Origin of the sequence: Bordetella sp. 15P40C-2, assembly GCF_009763235.1 — a bacterium.
Taxonomy (GTDB): Bacteria; Pseudomonadota; Gammaproteobacteria; order Burkholderiales; family Burkholderiaceae_B; genus Bordetella_A.
The window spans coordinates 1-19,539 of sequence record NZ_WSJA01000028.1 but is presented as its reverse complement, the minus strand read 5'-3'; the positions used below and the strand labels follow the sequence as shown (position 1 = coordinate 19,539).

Sequence of the window (19,539 nt, the reverse complement as noted above, 5' to 3'; positions counted from 1 at the left end):
ACGCCTTGGTGCGGCGACTTCCCCTCGTTTATGTTTTGAATAAATTTGGTGCAGAAGTTTACTGGAGGGGATGCAATAAGGCACGCCAAAGAAGGTTTTTCTTGGAGGCGCCAAGCTATACGCGGTCTAGTCGCGCGCAGTCGCCCGGCATTTGAAGGCGTTGAAGGGCATTGCCTGCGCTAGCTGCCACTACGCAGCCAGCGCAGCGCCGACATCACCCCTGATTCGAAAACTCACGCATGATGCGCGCAAACTCGTCGGCCGCGTTATTGATCATGCGGATATAGCGCACGAATAAACCGCTGGGCAGTTGCGGGTCCGTTGCCGAAATCAGGAACTCGGTCGTCACAATGATGTTGTCATTGGCACTGTTGGCATGGATCTTCGCGCCCTTGCAGCGGCCATTCACCATGGAGATAGCTTGCAGAGCGGCAGCGAATTCTTCGTCGCTTTCCAATGGCCAGAAATTCGGAAACACCAGGCGCACGAAATCGGGGTCGTCGGCATCGGCGATCAGGATGTAGTTGCGGCCTTCGACCTTGAAGATCAGGTCGGCCGTCTGCGCGGAGTCATCCCATTGGGCCTGCCCACGGTTAAAGCCCTCGCTGTCGAGCAAGGTCTGGAAATACTGGGTCAAGCCCTCGGCAATACTGCGGCTCATACTGGGTGCTCCTGTGAAAAAAAGCGGGGTTCTAGAGTGTGTCTGGCTTTTCGACGGGGCGTATCACGCGAACCGCGAACATCAGCATCGCGATCAAAAATACCAGAAACAATAACTGAGAAGAGGACGCAAGCGCGCTGTCTCGCCACTGATTCAGACAGTCGGAACTGGGAGGCTGCTGCTGCACGACCTCGGTGCGAGCGCATTCCAGTGTGGTGATAGGCGTTTCGGGCGTTGCAGTATGTGCGTTCGCGTAAAGTTTGCCGCGCTCAAGCCAATACAGATAGGAGAAAGCATCCGTACCAGCCTGCAGATCGCGATGGTCCTGAATTCGCCCGCCGATCTCCAGCAGCACAAAGCTGGCCGTTACGCCCAGTGCGGCATTTCGCAGGCGCTGATGGCTTTCCAGACGGATGTGTTGCGCCTTGCTGACTTCGGCGGCGACATGGCGGCGGCGCGCGCGCACGGTGCTTTCGTAGCTGTTGACCATGTCTTTCATGGCAAAGGCGGCATCCAGCTTGCGCGCGACGCTTTCGGGCGTGAGCGCGGGCGGCTCGCCGCGGCCCAGACGTCCGATCTGCACATCCATATTGGCCTTCATCAGGTCGGCCAGCTTGCTATCGAGTACGGTCTCAATCTTGTCATTGATACTCAGCGCCACGCGTTCGGGCAGGGTCATGCGCCGGGTCGAGAACGCATAGACTGCGCCCGCCGCACTCGCCAAAGCGATGGCCAATGTCGCGCCATCCGGCAGAAAGTGCGTACGCCAGTGCGTCAGCCCTGCTAGCCAAGGCGCCAGCATGCCTGGGGTAAAGTCCAGTCCCGGGTGCAATGACAGCAGCAGCAATGCCGCGAATGCACCAAAGGCCAGCGTGTGCCCGCAGCGGGTGAGGGCAGCGATATGTTTGCTGATCCACACGGGCAAAGTGAAATTCCAGCGATACCACAGGAGGTCGCCCAGATCGCGCACAGACGATCGGCCATCCCCTTGGAGTCTGCGCCGGAGTTCGTCGGGCAAATTCTGCATTTCCGCCGGGATCACGGGCGCTGCCTCACGTACTTCGTCCAGTAGTCGCCATAACGTGCGGGTCAGGTGGGCGCGCTGCTTGGTCGACAGCGGCAGCGCGCCTATCTGACCGAACAACGCGCGCAAGTCTTCCAGTCGATTGATATACAGCGCCAGATTAGCCTTGCTGCCCGTGATTTTGGCGATCAACGCGGCACGTAGCAGGATCCCGTAACGCGCGCCCTCGGTGCAAAAGCACGGGTCAGAACTCAAGATGTCGCGCGACAAACTGGCCACTAAGGAGACGCAGTCACTGGCCTCTTTGGGCGGCGCGGACAATATCAACAACTTCAAGAGATCTTCGTTCAACGCCGAGCTGCTGGCTATCTTGAAGGAGTAGCCGGCGAGGTTGTTATCGATGTTGAAACTGTTGTAGGAATCCGCGCTTTTGAACTCGTTGAGTCCTGGGTGCTGCGTTTCTCTGGTGACACGTGGCGGAGTCGGCGCAATGGATTTGTGGCTCTCAGGCGAAGCCGGCGCGTTCAGATCCGACCGCGCGGGTCGCCGCACCACCACCCGGCCACGGGCTGCGGCGCGCGAAGGCAACAGGTTTGCCACCGCCGGCCGGTTATTCACGAGGGATGCCGCCCGAGTTGGTTTAGACCGGTTCTCTCGCTTATCGGACGGTGGTGTCGCGGCGGCTGACTCGGTAGGCTGCGCGGTCACATCGGCTGGCGTAGGCGACAAAGCCACGGCAAAGTCCATCTGCCCCGCGTTCTCACCCGTCTCAAAATAGCAATAGACGCGTTCCTGATAATGGCTATTGGACGCGACGTCCGCGTACCACGCTTGCAAGGTATCCAGCCACTGCGCGACGGCCTTCGCCTCTGTCTTGGGATGATCGCTCATGTCGACTGGGATTCGATGAACGACAATAGCGCTTCGCGATCCAGCACATGATCAGCCTGCAGCCGTTCACTGATCGCAACCAGTACACCGCGTTGCGATGCCAGCATGGATTTGGCGCGCGCATATTGCTCGGCGATCAAGGCTTGTGCCTCGGTCTCATCCGGCGAGCTCGTGTGCCAGTTCGGGTGCGAAGTACTGAATCCGTACACTCCCAACGCGGCTTCGGCGAGCCGGCGCGCGCTGGCCAGATCATTCGTCGATGTATAGCCGCCGGCACCCGTGCTGACTTCGTCTTCGCCAAACATGATCGCCTCGGCCGCGCGTCCGGCGAGCGTGACGCAGATGCGATCGAGCAATTCGCTACGCGTCAGATTGCGGTCGGCGCTCTTGATACCCACGAATCCCAGTGCGCCCTGATCGTCTGAGACGACTGAGGCGATTTGCACGTGTTCTCGCAAGCTGGGAATCAGCAACCCCAATAACGCATGGCCTGCCTCGTGATAGGCCGTGCGCGCGAGTTGCGGGCCATGCAGCGGTTTACGTGCGGCTTGAGGGGGAATGCTGAAGATTTCGTCTTGAATATCATTGACCGTGATCGCGCGATTGCCATCCATGCGTGCACGACGACGTGCGCCGCGTACCAGCAGTTCCACATCGGCGCCGGTCAATCCCAGCGAAAGCCCGGCACATCGCTCCAGGTCTTCCGATGAGATCTCATAAGCATAAGGACGCAGCTTGGCGAGATAGATCGCCTTCAATGCCGGCACGTCGGGACGACTGATGGGAATGACGCGATCCAGACGCCCCGCGCGCTTGAGCGCCGCGTCCACATTATCCGCATGATTCGTCGCGCCAATCACGATGACCTGATCGCGGTCATCAAAGCCATCGAGCTCGCTAAGCACCGCATTCAAGAACGCCGTATTCCACGATTCATTTTGTCCAGAAAACTTCTCGCGGTTGCCCAGGCTGTCGATTTCATCGATGAACAGGATGCTCGGGGCTTGCTGTCGCGCCGCGGCAAAGGTGGCCGACATCAGCTGAATGCACTCATCAAGACCATTGCCCACCATCCAATCTTTGACAGGCGCGACCGAGGTAAACGCGATACCGCATTCAAGCGCAATAGCACGAGCCAACGTTGTCTTGCCCGTGCCCGGCGGTCCGGCGAACAATGCACCGCGATCAACTTCCTTCCATTTGATCTTGCCGCGCATGGCGAGCTGCACATCGTTAAATAGCTGGCGCGCCCAGCGCTTTGCCGATTCGACACCATGCAGATCGTCCAGGCGGACGGACGCGCCGGCCGACTGCACCTGTATGCGCTGATCGCCCAATTGACGCAGTCCCGCGAGCCAGTCGTTTTGATTAGACAGCGTATTGACGCACAGCAGTTCTTGCGGCCCGATCGCGCTGGCCCAGGCCGATGACACCGCACTGACATCCACATCGGGATATCGGCTCTTTGCATACTCGATCAGACGCTCGGCATTCATCATTGGAATACTGAGATAGCCATCGCTACGCACCAGCGAGCGGAATTCGCGCGGCAGTTGATTGCGCGAGGTGCAGAACAGAATCATGCCGAACGCGCGCTGTTCGGCCATGCGGATCACCAGATCCTGGAAATTGGACGACACGCGGGTGTCGAGCTGATAGGTGTTTAACGCCGGACACAGGTTGGCCAGAGCGTTGCGCAAATTCTTCGCGTAATGCGGAAACGGGTTTTCGACAATGAATACCGGCAGCAGCGCGTTAACGCTCAGGCGTTCCTGGATCTGCTGCGCGACCGGCATGACGAAGAATTCCCACACGTCTTGCGTATTGGGATCCATAGGTTCGTGGGTGTCGTGTACCGATGCGGGATCGTCGGGTGCACGGCTCAACCCGGGCAGTGAGTTGCGGCGCAAACGCGCCAGCAGATGTTCAGAGATGGCGCGCGGCGAGCCGGGCTCGGCCACGGACGGTGCCGGGGGTGTGGGGTCGGTTGGGGTCTTGAGTGGCACGGCTGGAGGCAGTGGTGAAGCAGGGTGGTCCGAAGTCGGTACGTCCGCGCCAGACGAATCCTGGCCGGCTGGGTTTGAACTTCTGGAGACGGGAGCGGGTGCTTTTGAATCTGCCGGTTTGCCTTGCTGTGTTGGCGCAGTATTGGCCGGTGCGCTGCCAGACCGGCGCCGCGCCGCAAGCTGACGCAGCAACGCTGACTGGACTTCACTTGGTTGCCGCGCGGGCTGCGCCTGTGCCGTTCTATCGCGGGGGGAGGCGGGTGATCCGTCAAATGCGGGGGGCGCCGCCGGGCGATCGGGCACCGGTTTACCCGTCGGCTTGGCTCCCGTGCCGCGAAGCCAGTCAGTAATGCGACCCAAACAACCTCCCGTTCTGGTGATTCCTGCATCGTCGGGTCCTCAATATGAGGCTGCGATGCGTCGTCGTCGCGTAACATTCGTTACACAAGGGGGGCTATTAAACCTTAAAACCGTTATGTCGCAAAGGCTCGCTCATCAGGCGGCGCGCATGACGACTTGTACAATGGCTGCCCGCTCAACAAGGTCTAAGCATGGTTAGTCAGATACTGGAAGTAGGGTCGTGGCTGCTGGAGAATCCCGCGCGTCTGCTCGTCCTGATCTCGATGATCGTGACGTGGTGTGTGGGAGTGGCGGAATATAACGGGCGCCGCTCCGGGGGTTCGGGTTGGCTGACGCTGGCGCGTCTGGTAACTGGTGCTGTCTTTACGCTGTTTACGGCTATTGTGGCCGGGTTCTACGGCGGAGTGGGCGCTTTTTTTGGTTATCTCGCGATCCAGGTCATGGTATCCATCGTCATTCCCATTGTCTGGCTCGAAAAGATGTAGGACAGGGCATGGCGCACCGATGTCGATTCGCGGTGCGCGGGGCGGGGGGCGCTCTTATTGACGTCGCACCATCCAAACCTCACAGCTGGCTTTAAGCTGCATCCCTTTACAATCGCCGTGCCTTCGCCCGCTTAGGGCGTGTCTCTCACTGATATTGCCGAACGCCTGTAACCGCCTGGGGCATGGTGCGCTTCTTCATCGGCCGCGTCAGTCTTTCTTCATTATGGATCGATGACTTCTCTGCGACTCTTGACCGTCATTCTCGCCTGTCTGGCGATGTTGGGGCCCTTTGCGACTGACGCGTATCTGCCCTCCTTCATCAGCATCGGCAACGAGTTTTCGGCGAGTCCGTCGATGGTGCAGCAAACGCTGAGCCTGTATCTGATCGGGTTCGCGGTCATGAGTCTGTTTTGGGGGACCTTGTCTGACAGTTTCGGTCGTCGCCCCATCATTATCTTCTCGCTTGTGCTATTTGGCATCGGCTCGATCGGCTCGGCGTTCGCACCGTCATTCGGCTGGCTGTTGTTCTTTCGCGTGCTGCAAGGTTGCTCGGCCGGAGCCGGCCGAGTGGTCGGCCAGGCGCTGGTGCGTGACCGGTTCAGTGGAGCTGATGCGCAGCGGCTATTCGCGAATATCACGATGGTCTTCAGCCTCGCGCCGGCTCTTGCCCCAGTGGTCGGAGGCTATCTGGATGCGTATGCGGGGTGGCGATCCACCTTTATCCTGTTGGTCGTCTTGACCGTGGTGCTGCTCGCCGTTTGCTGGCGTCATTTGCCCGAAAGCCTGCCGCCCGAGGCGCGTCAGCCGTTGCGCCTGGGACCGATATTTCGCAACTATCTGCAGGCCTTGCGTCATCCGCAATTTCTCTTAGCCGTATTAGGCGTGGGCTTTGCGTTCTCCGGCTTTGCGCTGTATATCGCTTCGGCGGCCCGTTTCATCATGGGCATTCTGCAGCTGCCGGAGACGGCATTCGGCTGGCTGTTTATCCCCTTCATTCTCGGGATGGTGGGCGGCTCCATGCTGAATTCCAAGTTGGCGGGGCGTGTCCCGGCCAGCGCGATGATCCGGTGTGGGTTGATCGTGATGGCCTGTGGCGCGTTGTTCAACCTGGTCTACAACAGCTTTTGGCAGGCCACCGTGCCCTGGGCAGTAATGCCGATATTTGTGTACGCACTGGGGATGTCCATGGCGCTGCCGAGTATGACCGTCATGGTGCTCGGCATCTTTCCACATATGCGCGGCTTGGCATCGTCCTTGCAAAGCGCGGCCCAAATGACGATTTTCGCCACAGTATCGGGCGTCATTGCGCCCTTGCTGTTCGAGAGCGCGTTGTTACTGGCCAGCGGCATGGTGGGCAGCGCCGTGCTCTGTATCGGATTTTGGACGGCAAGCAGGCACGTGGCACATCGATCACTCGCCGCGAAGAAATAAGCAGCCGCGATCGGTATGATCGAAGCTTAAGTGCACCGCCGTGGTTCATGCGCCGCGACACCGCGTTGTGCTGGACAGTGCTATTTTTAATGCTTGAATAAAGAATTCAAATCCGCGGCCGTCGTCAACGGCGGCCCGTTTCCATAAAAAGGAGTGAGTATGGACCTGGGAATCGCAGGCAAGACGGCCTTGGTAGGGGGAGCGAGCAAAGGCCTGGGCTATGGGTGCGCGTTGGCGCTGGTGCGTGAAGGCGTCAACGTCGTCATTGTCGCCCGGGGCGCCGAGGCACTGGAGTCGGCGCGGGCTCAGCTTTTGCAGGAACGCGCCAATCCCGATTCGTTCGTGAAGGCGGTGGCCGTGGATATCACCACGCAGCAAGGCCGCGAAGCCGTATTCTCCGAGTGCCGCGACTACGACATTGTCGTCACCAATGCCGGCGGCCCGCCGCCAGGCGATTTTCGTGACTGGGACCGCGATCAATGGATCAAGGCGGTGGACGCCAACATGCTGACACCGATCGAGCTCATCAAGGCGACCGTGGACAGCATGGCAGAGCGGGGTTTCGGTCGCATCGTGAACATCACCTCCAGCGCCGTGAAGGCACCCATCGATATCCTGGGGTTATCCAATGGCGCGCGTAGCGGTTTGACCGGCTTTGTCGCTGGCGTGGCCCGCAGCGGCATCGCGGCAAAGGGCGTGACCATCAACAACCTGCTGCCCGGTTCATTCGATACCGACCGCTTGCGCTCGAACATCGCGCTGACCGCGTCGAAAACGGGCAAGGATGTCGAGGCGGTCCGCGATGCGCGCACGGCGACCATCCCGGCGCGGCGCTTGGGTAATGCCGAAGAGTTCGGCGCGATCTGCGCGTTTCTGTGCAGCGTGCAGGCGGGGTATATCACCGGGCAAAACGTGCTGGCCGATGGCGGCGCGTATCCGGGGACTTTCTAGTATCGGCTCGCTTTATTCAACGGCCAACCGCAGCGGCGCACGATTCCCATTGCGGCTGGCCGCCGGGCAGGCGACGATGCGGCCCGCGCGACTACCGGGTCAGGTCAGCGCTTTGACCTGAGCTTCCAACCGGGCTTTGAGATCGGGCGCCAACTGCAATTGGCGCGCGAGTTCATCCAGATAGGCGCGTTCCATAAAGCTCTCCTCGTCGACCACGAGCAGGCTTGCGAGATACATCTCGGCGGCCATCTCGGGGCTTTTCGCGGCGGCGGCGATCGCGGCGGGATCCAGCGGGCGGGCCAGCTCCGATTCGAGCCACTGGCGGTCGTCCGCATCGCTGGAAAGCTTGGCGAACTCGGTCTCGAGTAATTGTTTCTCTTCTGGCCCGATGTGGCCATCGGCCTTGGCGGCCGCTACCATTGCCGTGAGTACGGCCGTGCTGTGCTGTTCGAGCTGCGGCGCAGGCAGACGGGCGAACGCCTCGGGCGTGACGGGGGCGTCAGCGGCGGGGGCGTGGCCCCCGGGGGTCCCAGCTTGTTGTTTTTGCCAGTCGCCATAAGCGCGATAGGCCAGGGCGCCCAACGCTGCCAGGCCGCCATACATGGCAACTTTGCCGCCGACCTTGCGTACCTTTTTGTTGCCCAACAGCAGGCTCAGTGCACCCGCGCCCAGTGCGCCGCTACCCAGGCCAGCCAGGAACGGCGCCGCTTTACCATCGGAGGTCGCCGATTGCACGCGCGTACTTGCGTCGCGAGCGAGGCTTTGTCCGGATTGCAAAAGTTGTTCGAGTAACTGGCGGGCGCTCATCTGGCTCTCCTGGAGATTGGCACAAACTCGTCAGACCGGCACTCGCGGACGAAGTTCAGTTTCCGGTCAGCAATATAGGGGAGGGGTGTGACGGCTGAAAGCAATAAACGGCTGCCATCTGACAGCTGCCCTAGAGTGGACAGTGATCCACCCCTCGGCGCGCCATTCAGATGGCTGTCTCGTGTGGGCAATGCCGACAGGCTTATTCCATGCCTGGGGTCACCGTCGAAAACCCGGCGTCCACGTGCGTGATCTCGCCCGTGACGCCCGCGGCCAGATCCGACAGCAGGAAGGCCGCGACATTGCCGACTTCCTCGATCGTGACGTTGCGGCGCAAGGGGGCGTGCGCTTCGACGAACTTCAGGATCGACGAGAAATCCTTGATACCGCTGGCGGCCAGCGTCTTGATGGGCCCTGCGGAAATGCCGTTGGCGCGGATGCCGCGCGGGCCAAGCGCCGAAGCCAGATAGCGCACGCTGGCTTCCAGCGAGGCCTTGGCCAAGCCCATCGTGTTGTAGTTCGGCACTACGCGTTCGGCGCCCAGGTAGGTCAGCGTCAGCACCGAGGCTTTACGGCCTTCCATCAAGGGCAGCGCTGCCTTGGCCAGGGCCGGGAAGCTATACGCCGAGATGTCGTGCGCAATGCGAAACCCCTCGCGCGACAAGCCATCGAGAAAATCGCCCGCGATGGCTTCGCGAGGGGCGAAACCGATGGAGTGCACCAGCCCGTCCAGACCGTCCCAGCGTTTGCCGAGCTCGGTGATCGTGGCTTCGATCTGGCTATCTTCGGCCACATCGCAGGGCAGCACGATGTCACTGCCGAACTGAGCGGCGAATTCGCCCACGCGGTCCTTGAAGCGCTCACCCACATAGGTGAAAGCCAGTTCTGCGCCTTGCTGATGGCAGGCCTGGGCGATGCCATAGGCGATGGAACGGTTGGAAAGCACCCCGGTGACGAGGATGCGTTTGCCGGCGAGAAAGCCCATGAGTCGTGTCCTTAGAGTTCCGTACGGAAAGGCCGCTATTTTAAGCGTAACGCTTAGCCGCGCGTCCCAGTGCCCGGCACGCGCAACTGCGCGCCGACTTTGAGCTTGCTGCTCTTGAGGTTGTTCAAGGCCTTGAGCGCATCAACCGAGGTGCCATATTGTCGGGCCAGGCTCGTGAGGGTGTCGCCCGAGCGGACCTTGTGGTTGCGCACATTGGGCCGTTTGGTCGGCGTCGCACGCCCGGCCCGCGTAGCCTTGGGCATCGCGCCCACCGGCGTCTCCAGCGAGGCCAGCTGAACGCCTCCCTGCGGGGCGGCCGGAATCAGCAGGGCCGATCCGCTGGCGACCTTGGTGCGCTGGCCCACGCCGTTGGCGCTGCGCAGCGCCGTCTCTGTCACGCCAAAGCGCTTCGCGATCGCGGCATACGATTCGCCACGGCGCGGCTGATAGACCTTCCAACTGGTCAAATCGCCTTTGTAGGCTTGCAGATTGGCGTTGAATTTTTCCACCCGATCGGCCGGCAGCAGCAGCGTCGGTTGGTGCTCGGCCCGGATGACCGGCCGGTTAAACGACGGATTCAGCGCCTTGAATTCCTCTAGCGGCATTTCCGCCAGACGAGCCGCCAGCTCCAGGTCGATATCGCGCGTTTTGCGCACCATGGCGAAGTACGGCGAATTTCCCACATGGGGCAGTGCCACCGCGTACTTCTTGGGGTTGGAGATGATGTTCTTGATGGCCTGCAGCTTGGGCACGTAGTTACGTGTTTCCTCAGGCATATTCAGCGACAGATAGTCCGTCGGTAGCCCGGCCGCTTCGTTCTTGGCCACGGCGCGCTGCACGGAGCCTTCGCCCCAGTTGTAAGACGCAAGGGCCAAATACCAGTCGCCCTGCATTTCAAAAAGCTTTTCCAGATAATCCAAGGCCGCGTAGGTCGAGGCAATCGGATCGCGCCGCTCGTCGCGCCACCAGTCCTGCTTGAGGTTGAAATACTGTCCCGTCGCCGGCACAAACTGCCATAGGCCCGAAGCTTGCGAACGGGATAACGCGGTCGGGTTGTACGCGCTCTCGACGAAGGGCAACAGCGCCAGCTCGGTCGGCAGACCACGGCGGTTGATTTCTTCGACGATGAAATACAGATATTTGCCCGCGCGCTCGGCCATGCGTTGCACCGATTCCGGATGGGCGGCGTAATACGCGGTCCATTCCTCGGCAAGCTGGGTATTCAGATTGGGGATGGCGAACCCGCGGCGGATGCGGTCCCAGGCGTCCCTGGGCGGGCTGGTCAGGTCGACGGTACGGGACGTATCGGCTGCGACGTACTGTTGCTTGTTGTCGGGCGAGGTCGCCGTTGTCGCCGGATTGCGCTGGGTGCCGGCGCAGCCGGCCAGGATGGCGAGAACAACAGGTAGCAGAAGTCGTAGCAAATTCATCGGGTCATTGTCACTTGAAGTCGTTTTTCCATTCACGCAACGCGGCGAACGCGGCTACCGGCGTATCCAACGCATGCCCAGCTTGCCGAGCGGCTGCTTGAACGACAGCGCCGACATCGGTGCGCAAGAACGGATTGGTTTCCAGCTCTAGCGCCATGGTGGTGGGCACGGTGGGACGGCCTTGCTCGCGACACTGCTGGGCCCGCTGATACCACTGTTGCAAAGCCACGTTGGCAGGCTCGACTGCCAAGGCCCAACGCAAGTTGGACAACGTGTACTCGTGCGCACAGCAGACCTGCGTATCGGCGGGTAAGGGTGTGAATTTTGCCAGAGAGGCGTGCATTTGTGCGGGTGTGCCTTCAAAAAGTCGCCCGCAACCCCCGGCAAATAGGGTATCCCCGCAGAATAACACGGGAGAATCGAGTCCCTGGATCTGGCCGAAATACGCGATGTGTCCTGCGGTATGCCCGGGAACATCCAGAACTTTTAGCTCCAGCCCCATCTGCGGCAAGCTGACGCGATCGCCCTCGGCCAGCCGCACATCGCAATGCGGCAAGTGTTCACTGGCTGGACCATAGACCGTGGCCTGGCTCTGCGCGATCAGTTCCAACACCCCGCCTACATGGTCGTTGTGATGATGGGTGAGTAGAATGGCGCGCAGTTGCAGTCCGCGCTGCGCCAGGTATTCGAGCACCGGGCCGGCCTGACCCGGATCCACCACCACGGCATCATTGCCGCGCACAATCGCCCAGATATAGTTATCGGAGAAGGCGGGTAGGGGCAGCAGCGTGCCGTCGCCATCCGTCGCGGGTAAGTTTTGCATCATATGAGGACGTCGCCGTGACTGAGGAAATTCCGCCGATTGTAGAACTAGCCGAGTGGTTTCAGACACCCCCCGGGCAATATGTCCTGGCGTGGGAACGCGAGCAGTTCGACAAGATTGTCGCGGATGTCTTTGGCTATTACGCCTGGCAAGTCGGTTTGGCCGACTTCAATCTGTTGCATGACAATCGCATGCCCTTTAAAGGCTGGGTTGGCGCGCAGATGCCCTCGGATTCGCAGAGAGCGCTCTGGCAGGGATGCGTGGTGGCGCAGCCGGACGCGCTGCCCTTTGAGTCGCAGAGCGTCGACCTGCTCGTCTTGCCGCACGCCTTCGAATGCACCGACGCACCGCATGCCGTGCTGCGCGAAGCCGAGCGCGTGCTAGTCCCAGAAGGCCGCCTCGTGGTGTCCGGATTCAATCCATGGAGCCTGTGGGGCGCGCGTAACGCCACTCCAGGCATGGAGCCCTGGCTGCCCCGCCCGTTTTCATCTCAGGTATCCTTGCCACGCTTAAAGGACTGGCTCAAGCTGATGTCCTTCGATGTCGAGCCGGGCCGTTTCGGTTGTTACGCGCCGGCGTGTCGCACCGAAAAATGGTTGCAACGCTGGAGCTTCATGGAACCCTACGGACGCCGCTGGTGGTCGTTCGGCGGCGCGGTCTACGTCGTGTGCGCGGTCAAGCGCGTGGCAGGGATGCGTCTGGTCGGCGCGCCGTGGAAATCCAAAAAGCGCCGGCGACGCGCGCGCGTGGCGCCCGTAGTCGTGAACCGGCAACCCCGCCTGGACAAACCCTGAACGAGACGCTATGTCCGCGCTCGGTCTGATTCAACAGTAGGACTCATGCAAAACCATCAAGACAATCGTCCACAGGTCGAAATGTGGACGGACGGCGCCTGTAAAGGCAATCCGGGCCCGGGTGGCTGGGGCGTACTCATGCGCGCCGGCTCGCACGAAAAAACCATGCACGGCGGCGAAGCTGGCACGACCAATAACCGCATGGAGCTGCTCGCCGTGATCGAAGGCCTGCGCGCGCTCAAACGTCCGTGCGAGGTGATCATCCACACGGATTCCCAATATGTCATGAAAGGCATGACGGAATGGCTCGTCAACTGGAAGCGTCGGGGCTGGCTCACCGCGGACAAAAAGCCCGTCAAGAACGCCGAACTCTGGCAGGCGCTGGACGAGCAAGTGGGTCGTCATCAGGTCCAATGGCGCTGGGTGCGCGGGCATGCGGGCGACCCTGGGAATGAGCGCGCCGACGCGCTGGCCAATATGGGTGTAGAGAGCTTGCGCAAGGCCAGCTGAAACGCTGTGCGTGCCTTGCGAGTCGCGACAGGCCGACGCGATCCGGCACTGCGATTGAGCCGTTCGACGGCCCGCATGCCGATAACACCCCCCGGGAATTCCGGCTCAAGATCGGGGATTACCCGGATTCCTCGCCATCCGATGGAACTACTGGGACAAATTTGTGCCTAGGTGTAAACCGTGGGTGCTAAAGTGCCACCTCACCGAATTGTTCACCAACAGCGGGCCTTGGGCATCAAGGCGCCACTGGCTCAAGCTCTGATTAATTGCGCATGAAGAAAGCTGTAATGCTGACCGCTATCGCGGTCGGGCTCGCCGCGGGTGTGGCGCTAGGTTTTGTGGGCGCGCGATGGTGGCCAGCACCCGCCGGTCAGGTCGCGGCTGCTCCGGCCGCTGCCTCCGCCCCGGCGCCGGCCAAGCCCGCCGAGACCGTTCGTGTCGAGGTCGCGGAGGTCAAGCCCTTACAACTCGCGCGCGGCATTGCCGCGGTGGGCAGTTTGCGCTCGGATGAGTCCGTGGTGTTGCGTCCGGAAGTGGCAGGGCGCATTCAGTCCATCGATTTCAAGGAAGGTCAGCCGGTCGAAAAAGGCCAGGTCCTGTTCCGTCTGGATGACGCTGTCGCCCGCGCCGAACTCGACCAGGCGCGCGCCAACCTCGCGCTGGCCCAGACGCATTACCGTCGCGCCGTGGATCTGCAAGGCCGCGGCTTTGTCAGTCAGCAGGCGCGCGACGAGTCAGCCAGCAATCTCAAAATCCAACAGGCCGCCGTCGCGCTCGCGCAGGCACGTTTCGACAAAATGGTGCTACGCGCGCCCTTCGCTGGCGTGGTGGGCCTGCGCAATGTGTCGGTCGGCGATTACGTCGCCCAGGGCCAGGACCTGGTGCCGATCGAGGCCATCCATCCGCTCAAGGTCGATTTCCGGGTGCCCGAGATGTACTTCAACCAGATCCGCGTCGGCCAAGCGCTGAACCTGCGGCTCGACGCCTTGCCCGGGATGCAGCGAGAGGGCGAAGTCTATGCCGTCAGCCCGCTCGTGGAATCGGGCGGACGCTCGATCCTCATCCGTGCCGTGGTGCCCAACAGCGATGGCTTGCTGCGGCCCGGCATGTTTGCCCGCGTGCAGCTCCTGTTCGGCACGGACGAAGTGCTCGCGGTTCCCGAGGCAGCCTTGGCGCCGTCCGGGCAAGCTCAGTACGTCTATATCGTGAAAGACGGCCGTGCGCACCGAACCGAAGTCACCCTGGGCGAGCGTCGCGATGGTCAAGTCGAAATCCTGACCGGCGTGTCAGCGGGCGACAAAGTCGTGATTGCCGGCTTCCAGCGACTCGCTGATGGCGCGCCGGTTCGAATCGCACGCGATGCGTCGGCAGTGGAGCAGGCTAACCCGCAAGCGGCGAAATAATCATGGTTTTGTCCGAGGTCTGTATCAAACGGCCGGTGTTCGCATCGGTGCTCTCGCTCATCATCGTGCTCATCGGCTTGATCTCGTATTCCCGCCTGTCGGTTCGGGAGTATCCCAACATCGACGAGCCGATCGTCTCGGTCAACACCACTTACAAGGGCGCTTCGCCCGAAGTGGTCGAGTCGCAGGTGACCAAGCCGCTGGAGGATCAGCTGGCGGGTATCGAGGGCGTGAACGTCATGACCTCGCGCAGCCGCACCGAGCGCAGCCAGATCAACGTCAAGTTCGATTTATCGCGCGATCCCGATGCCGCCGCGGCCGAAGTGCGCGACAAGGTCTCGCGCGCGCGGCGGTTCCTGCCCGATGAAATCGACGAGCCCATCATCGGCAAGGTCGAGGCCGATGCCACCCCGATCATTTTCATCGCGGTGGAGTCGGGGTCCCTCTCGGTGATCGAGACCTCTGACTATATCAACCGCTATATCAAGACGCGGTTGTCGGTGTTGCCGGGCGCGGCAGAAGTCCGCGTCTATGGCGAGCGATTACCTTCCATGCGCATCTTCGTCGATCGCGCCAAGCTCGCCGGCTATAACCTCACCGTGCAGGACGTCGAGAATGCGCTGAAAAGCCAAAACGTCGAAATCCCGGCCGGCCGCATCGAATCGCGCGACCGGGAATTCACCGTGGTGTCGTCGACCGACCTGCAAACCCCCGAACAGTTCGGCAACGTCGTGGTGGCCAATGTGCAGGGCTATCCCGTGCGCATCCGCGATGTCGCCAAGGTCGAGATCGGCGCGGCCGACGACCGGATTCTTTCCCGCTTTAATGGCAGGCCAGCCATCAACATCGGCCTGACCCGCCAGTCCACCGCCAACCCGTTGGATCTGTCGCAGGCCGTGCGCGCCGAGGTCGAACGATTAAACGAAACGCTGCCAGAAGGGATGAAGCTCAACATCGCGTACGACACGTCGACGTTTATCGAGCGCTCCATCAATTCCGTCTTGCAGACCATCGTCGAGGCGATTGTTCTCGTCGTGCTGGTGATTTTCTTCTTCCTGCGCAACCTGCGCGCCAGCGTCATCCCTATCGTTACCATCCCCGTCTCGCTCATCGGCGCTTGCGCGTTGATGTACATGTTTGGGTTCTCGGTCAATACGCTGACTCTGCTGGCCATGGTGCTGGCTATTGGTCTGGTGGTGGACGATGCCATCGTGGTGCTTGAAAACATCTATCGGCACATCGAGGACGGCATGCCGCCCCGGCAGGCGGCGCTGCAGGGGTCCCAGGAAATCGGCTTTGCCGTCGTGGCGATGACCCTCACGCTGGTCACTGTGTATGCGCCGCTGGCATTCGCCACTGGCCGTACCGGCAAACTCTTTATCGAGTTCGCCTTGACACTGGCGGGCGCCGTGCTCGTGTCCGGCTTCGTGGCGTTGACGCTCACGCCCATGATGTGTTCCATCCTGCTGCGTCACGAGCCCCGCCATAATCGGTTCTACAACCTCATCGAAGGCTGGCTCAACGGCATGGGTAATGGCTACCGGCGCGCCTTGCGCTGGTCACTCAAGCACCGCGCGGTCATCGTGGTGGTGGGGCTGTTATTCGCGGGTGCCAGCGGCGTGCTGTTCTCGGTGGTCAAAAGCGAACTCGCGCCGATCGAGGATCGTGGCGTGATCTTCGGCATCGTGTCCTCGCCAGAGGGTTCGACGGTCAACTACATGCTCGATAGCATGAAAGAGATCGAGGAGCACTACGCCAAGATTGACGACGCGGGCTCTTATCAAGTCTCGATCGGGTTTCCGACCGTGACCGACGGCACGGCGATCCTGCGGCTCAAACCCTGGGAAGAGCGCGATCGCAAACAACAAGATATCGCTCGCGAACTGCAGCCGAAATTCGCCGCGATCCCGGGCGTGAAAGCCTTCCCGAGCAATCCACCATCCTTGGGCCAGTCAGCGCGCTCCAAGCCCATCGAGTTCGTCATCATGAGCCAGTCCTCGTATCCCGAGCTTTCGCGGCTGGTGAACATCTACATGGACGCGCTGCGCGACTACCCCGGTCTGGTGAACCTGGACTCTGACCTACGCCTGAACACCCCCGAGCTGCGCGTACAGGTCGATCGCGACAAGATGGCGGACGTGGGCGCGGGGGTCGATGTGGTGGGACGCACCCTGGAATCCATGCTGGGCGGCCGTCAAGTCACCCGCTACAAGGACGAGGGCGAGCAGTACGACGTGATCGTTCAGGTGCAACCGCGTGATCGCAGCAACCCGACTGATATCTCCGGCATCTACGTGCGGACCCGGGACAACTCGATGGTGCAGCTGGATAACCTGCTGTCGGTACACGAAAGCGTGTCGCCGCAGTCGCTGAATCACTTCAACCGTCTGCGCGCCGTCAAGGTCGAGGCCGCAGTGGCGCCGGGTTATGCGCTGGGCGAAGTGCTCGAGCATATGCAGCAGGTTGCGCGCGAGGTCTTGCCGCCCACGATTCAGACGGATTTGGACGGTCAGTCGCGCGAGTTCCGCGACTCCTCGGGCAGTATCTACCTGGTTTTCGCCATGGCCCTGGCGTTCATTTATCTGGTGATGGCGGCGCAATTCGAGAGCTGGCGCAATCCGTTCATCATCATGCTGTCCGTGCCGTTGTCGATGACGGGGGCGTTGCTGGCTCTATGGCTCAGTGGTGGGACGTTATCGATCTATAGCCAGATCGGGCTCATCACCCTGGTGGGCCTCATCACCAAGCACGGCATTTTGATCGTCGAATTCGCCAATCAGTTGCGCGATGAAGGTCACGAGCTGTTCGAGGCCGTGGTAGAGGCGAGCGTGATGCGCTTGCGTCCGATTTTGATGACGACGGGCGCCATGGTTCTGGGCACGCTGCCGCTGGCAGTCTCATCGGGTGCGGGCGCCGAGTCGCGTCAGCAGATCGGCTGGGTGCTGGTGGGTGGGCTGATGTTGGGGACGGTGCTGACCCTGTTTGTGGTCCCTGTCGCCTACACCCTGATCGCCAAAGTACGCAAGCCACAGCAAACCGTCGACACGTCTCACGTGTAGTTTTTGCGAGGGCTCAGCAGGCCCTCGGTCTCGTAGTGTTATGGGAAATGCACCGGGATAGTGTTCCGGCCGTTGGGCCGCCGACATGGGTATTCCCTGGCCCGCAGGGCCATGCAGGCGCCGGTTCGATGCGCGGGTGCCCGTGCGAACCTACGGCTTAGACTCGTCGCTGGGCGTGTTCACCAGTTCATCGTCCTCCGGCGTGATAATGCCGGGATTGCCGGGTTCCGTGAGCACACGGCCATCACGCGGTTGCCCCGCGACGACCGGCGTGTCCTCCGGCATGGGCATTTTGCCCGTGCCGAGCATTTCCTCCTCGGCGGCGGAGCGGTGCTGATCGCCCTTGGGGCTGGCAATCGGGTTATCTAATGGGGTAGGGCTCATGGTGACCTCCTGCGAGATGGTGAGCGGGGAAAACCCCTCACCTTTCACGGGTCATAGTAGAAGCCGCCGCCGCCACGCGTCGTGACGGCGTGTGTCCGTTGAAAAAGGCTGTTGCTAGGGGCGCTCTTCGGCGACGTGGTGCGACAGGCAGGATGGCGCCAGGCTAGGTACACTACTGTCTTTCCTGGTCGATCCGTTATGAACAATACGGTGCGCCGCTGCCGTCACCGCCGCTGTCTCGCCAGACCGGACCAACCGCGGTTGGCCAGCGCACAGACATAGCCGCTTAGCGGTTGGGGCGCGCGCCGTGCCACGGATCTTCCACGCATACCATCCGTTACGAATCTGCCCTCATGCGCCAAATCATTTTTGATACTGAAACCACCGGACTTGACCCCGCGCAGGGCCACCGCATCATCGAAATCGGCTGCGTTGAAGTCGTCAATCGCGTCGTCACGGGCAATAACCTTCACCTGTACCTGAATCCCGATCGCGACAGCGATCCCGAAGCACTTGCCGTACACGGGCTGACGACCGAGTTCCTGGCTGATAAGCCGCGATTCCCGGAAATCGCACAGGAATTCCTCGACTTTATCCGTGGCGCCGAGCTCATCGCCCATAACGCCGCGTTCGATGTGAAATTCTTCAACGCTGAGTTGGCGCGCATTGGCGCGGGCACGCTGTCGGAGCACTGTGCCACGATCACCGACTCGCTGTTGCACGCGCGTACGCTATATCCGGGCAAGCGCAATTCGCTGGACGCGCTGTGCGACCGCTTGGGCATCTCCAACGCCCATCGCACGCTGCACGGCGCGTTGCTGGACTCGCAACTGCTGGCCGAGGTGTGGCTGGCCATGACGCGTGGCCAGGACGCCCTGCTGATCGAGGTGGATGACACCTCGGGCACCGGTGCCGCCGGCGTGTCGCTACAGGCCTTCGATGGTTCCGTCCTGCCGGTGCTACGTGCCAGCGGCGACGAACTCACGGCCCATGACGAATATCTGGCCGCGCTCGACAAGGCCGTAGGCGGCGCCTGCGTCTGGCGCTCGCTCGAAACACCGGCTGAAGCCACCGCCGAAGCATAGCTTGCACGCTGAAACTTCGTGTGCTAGAATTCCGCTTCTTTGGGTGGTTAGCTCAGTGGTAGAGCACTGCCTTCACACGGCAGGGGTCACAAGTTCGAACCTTGTACCACCCACCAGGATACCCAGAGAACAAAAGGCTTAGCGTAATTCGCTAGGCCTTTTGTTTTTTGGCGCTCAATATACCCGCCCGGGGGCTTGGCCAATGAGTCACGGCGGGGCTTGCGCTGGTCGTGGGCCGAGACGGGCCCCAAGCGGACGGCGCGAGCGTACAGGCCTCTGCCTCGTGAGTTTGCTTCTTCCTTTCTTGGTAAAGTCGAGAGTGGGCAAACCGCCATGTGCAGAGATGGGCTCTACCCCATAAACGGGGGATGAGCATTCATCAGACCCGGTTAATCACACGGTTCCAACCGCACTGAGCCAAGACTCTCATGCGGTAATTCTCAAAATTTC

Annotated in this window: 16 protein-coding genes and 1 tRNA gene; 9 read left to right on the top strand and 8 right to left on the bottom strand. The window is 61.3% G+C overall.

What is annotated here, in order from left to right; all coding sequences use genetic code 11:
* Nucleotides 1–214: 214 nt before the first annotated feature.
* Genes GOQ25_RS13225 through GOQ25_RS19775 form a run of 3 tightly spaced genes read right to left on the bottom strand, consistent with a single transcriptional unit; the run spans nt 215 to nt 4,582 of the window.
* Nucleotides 215–661: a hypothetical protein gene (locus GOQ25_RS13225; RefSeq protein ID WP_160350952.1), complete on the bottom strand. Its 447-nt coding sequence runs from the start codon at nt 659–661 to the stop codon at nt 215–217.
* A gap of 31 nt (nt 662–692) precedes the next feature.
* Nucleotides 693–2,576 carry a hypothetical protein gene (locus GOQ25_RS13220; protein ID WP_160350951.1) on the bottom strand — a complete coding sequence of 628 codons (1,884 nt, stop codon included), beginning with the start codon at nt 2,574–2,576 and terminating at the stop codon, nt 693–695.
* Entirely contained in the window at nt 2,573–4,582 is a 2,010-nt protein-coding gene (locus tag GOQ25_RS19775) for an AAA family ATPase (RefSeq protein WP_160350950.1), read from the bottom strand. The genes GOQ25_RS13220 and GOQ25_RS19775 overlap by 4 nt, the downstream gene beginning before the upstream one ends.
* Before the next feature lie 551 nt (nt 4,583–5,133).
* Here GOQ25_RS19775 and GOQ25_RS13210 point away from each other — a divergent pair.
* From GOQ25_RS13210 to GOQ25_RS13200, 3 genes are all read left to right on the top strand, one after another.
* A complete protein-coding gene (locus tag GOQ25_RS13210) occupies nt 5,134–5,427 on the top strand; it encodes a hypothetical protein (RefSeq protein ID WP_202109450.1) in 294 nt (97 codons plus the stop codon).
* Between the two features lie 231 nt (nt 5,428–5,658).
* Nucleotides 5,659–6,858 (top strand): multidrug effflux MFS transporter, encoded by a 1,200-nt coding sequence (locus GOQ25_RS13205; RefSeq protein WP_160350949.1) that lies wholly within the window; start codon nt 5,659–5,661, stop codon nt 6,856–6,858.
* Between the two features lie 159 nt (nt 6,859–7,017).
* On the top strand, nt 7,018–7,809 hold the full coding sequence (locus GOQ25_RS13200; protein ID WP_160350948.1) for an SDR family oxidoreductase: 792 nt from the start codon (nt 7,018–7,020) through the stop codon (nt 7,807–7,809).
* Nucleotides 7,810–7,908: 99 nt separating this feature from the next.
* Here GOQ25_RS13200 and GOQ25_RS13195 read toward each other — a convergent pair whose 3' ends face one another.
* The 4 genes from GOQ25_RS13195 to gloB form a co-directional block, all read right to left on the bottom strand.
* Nucleotides 7,909–8,616 carry a tellurite resistance TerB family protein gene (locus tag GOQ25_RS13195; RefSeq protein WP_160350947.1) on the bottom strand — a complete coding sequence of 236 codons (708 nt, stop codon included), beginning with the start codon at nt 8,614–8,616 and terminating at the stop codon, nt 7,909–7,911.
* A gap of 202 nt (nt 8,617–8,818) precedes the next feature.
* A complete protein-coding gene (gene fabI / locus GOQ25_RS13190) occupies nt 8,819–9,601 on the bottom strand; it encodes an enoyl-ACP reductase FabI (protein ID WP_160350946.1) in 783 nt (260 codons plus the stop codon).
* A 53-nt stretch (nt 9,602–9,654) separates the two neighbouring features.
* Nucleotides 9,655–11,031 carry a transglycosylase SLT domain-containing protein gene (locus tag GOQ25_RS13185; protein ID WP_160350945.1) on the bottom strand — a complete coding sequence of 459 codons (1,377 nt, stop codon included), beginning with the start codon at nt 11,029–11,031 and terminating at the stop codon, nt 9,655–9,657.
* A 10-nt stretch (nt 11,032–11,041) separates the two neighbouring features.
* Nucleotides 11,042–11,854 carry a hydroxyacylglutathione hydrolase gene (gene gloB, locus GOQ25_RS13180; protein ID WP_202109456.1) on the bottom strand — a complete coding sequence of 271 codons (813 nt, stop codon included), beginning with the start codon at nt 11,852–11,854 and terminating at the stop codon, nt 11,042–11,044.
* Between the two features lie 17 nt (nt 11,855–11,871).
* On the opposite strand from gloB, the gene GOQ25_RS13175 reads away from it, so the two are divergent.
* From GOQ25_RS13175 to GOQ25_RS13160, 4 genes are all read left to right on the top strand, one after another.
* On the top strand, nt 11,872–12,648 hold the full coding sequence (locus tag GOQ25_RS13175) for a methyltransferase domain-containing protein (RefSeq protein WP_160350943.1): 777 nt from the start codon (nt 11,872–11,874) through the stop codon (nt 12,646–12,648).
* 45 nt (nt 12,649–12,693) lie between these two features.
* Nucleotides 12,694–13,158, top strand: a complete 465-nt coding sequence (gene rnhA / locus GOQ25_RS13170) for a ribonuclease HI (RefSeq protein WP_160350942.1) — start codon at nt 12,694–12,696, stop codon at nt 13,156–13,158.
* A gap of 272 nt (nt 13,159–13,430) precedes the next feature.
* Entirely contained in the window at nt 13,431–14,561 is a 1,131-nt protein-coding gene (locus tag GOQ25_RS13165; protein WP_160350941.1) for an efflux RND transporter periplasmic adaptor subunit, read from the top strand.
* A 2-nt stretch (nt 14,562–14,563) separates the two neighbouring features.
* Nucleotides 14,564–17,620, top strand: a complete 3,057-nt coding sequence (locus GOQ25_RS13160; protein ID WP_160350940.1) for an efflux RND transporter permease subunit — start codon at nt 14,564–14,566, stop codon at nt 17,618–17,620.
* Nucleotides 17,621–17,770: 150 nt separating this feature from the next.
* Here GOQ25_RS13160 and GOQ25_RS19395 read toward each other — a convergent pair whose 3' ends face one another.
* Nucleotides 17,771–18,004 (bottom strand): hypothetical protein, encoded by a 234-nt coding sequence (locus tag GOQ25_RS19395; protein ID WP_202109463.1) that lies wholly within the window; start codon nt 18,002–18,004, stop codon nt 17,771–17,773.
* 353 nt (nt 18,005–18,357) lie between these two features.
* On the opposite strand from GOQ25_RS19395, the gene dnaQ reads away from it, so the two are divergent.
* Entirely contained in the window at nt 18,358–19,089 is a 732-nt protein-coding gene (dnaQ, locus tag GOQ25_RS13155; protein ID WP_160350939.1) for a DNA polymerase III subunit epsilon, read from the top strand.
* A 41-nt stretch (nt 19,090–19,130) separates the two neighbouring features.
* Nucleotides 19,131–19,205, top strand: a tRNA-Val gene (locus tag GOQ25_RS13150).
* The last annotated feature ends 334 nt before the right edge of the window (nt 19,206–19,539 follow it).

Bases quoted from the DNA above. Each gene is read 5' to 3' on its own strand.
- GOQ25_RS13225 (WP_160350952.1), bottom strand. From the start codon at position 661: ATGAGCCGCAGTATTGCCGAGGGCTTGACCCAGTATTTCCAGACCTTG.
- GOQ25_RS13220 (WP_160350951.1), bottom strand. From the start codon at position 2,576: ATGAGCGATCATCCCAAGACAGAGGCGAAGGCCGTCGCGCAGTGGCTG.
- GOQ25_RS13210 (WP_202109450.1), top strand. From the start codon at position 5,134: ATGGTTAGTCAGATACTGGAAGTAGGGTCGTGGCTGCTGGAGAATCCC.
- GOQ25_RS13205 (WP_160350949.1), top strand. From the start codon at position 5,659: ATGACTTCTCTGCGACTCTTGACCGTCATTCTCGCCTGTCTGGCGATG.
- GOQ25_RS13200 (WP_160350948.1), top strand. From the start codon at position 7,018: ATGGACCTGGGAATCGCAGGCAAGACGGCCTTGGTAGGGGGAGCGAGC.
- GOQ25_RS13195 (WP_160350947.1), bottom strand. From the start codon at position 8,616: ATGAGCGCCCGCCAGTTACTCGAACAACTTTTGCAATCCGGACAAAGC.
- fabI (WP_160350946.1), bottom strand. From the start codon at position 9,601: ATGGGCTTTCTCGCCGGCAAACGCATCCTCGTCACCGGGGTGCTTTCC.
- GOQ25_RS13185 (WP_160350945.1), bottom strand. From the start codon at position 11,031: ATGAATTTGCTACGACTTCTGCTACCTGTTGTTCTCGCCATCCTGGCC.
- gloB (WP_202109456.1), bottom strand. From the start codon at position 11,854: ATGCAAAACTTACCCGCGACGGATGGCGACGGCACGCTGCTGCCCCTA.
- rnhA (WP_160350942.1), top strand. From the start codon at position 12,694: ATGCAAAACCATCAAGACAATCGTCCACAGGTCGAAATGTGGACGGAC.
- GOQ25_RS13165 (WP_160350941.1), top strand. From the start codon at position 13,431: ATGAAGAAAGCTGTAATGCTGACCGCTATCGCGGTCGGGCTCGCCGCG.
- GOQ25_RS13160 (WP_160350940.1), top strand. From the start codon at position 14,564: ATGGTTTTGTCCGAGGTCTGTATCAAACGGCCGGTGTTCGCATCGGTG.
- GOQ25_RS19395 (WP_202109463.1), bottom strand. From the start codon at position 18,004: ATGAGCCCTACCCCATTAGATAACCCGATTGCCAGCCCCAAGGGCGAT.
- dnaQ (WP_160350939.1), top strand. From the start codon at position 18,358: ATGCGCCAAATCATTTTTGATACTGAAACCACCGGACTTGACCCCGCG.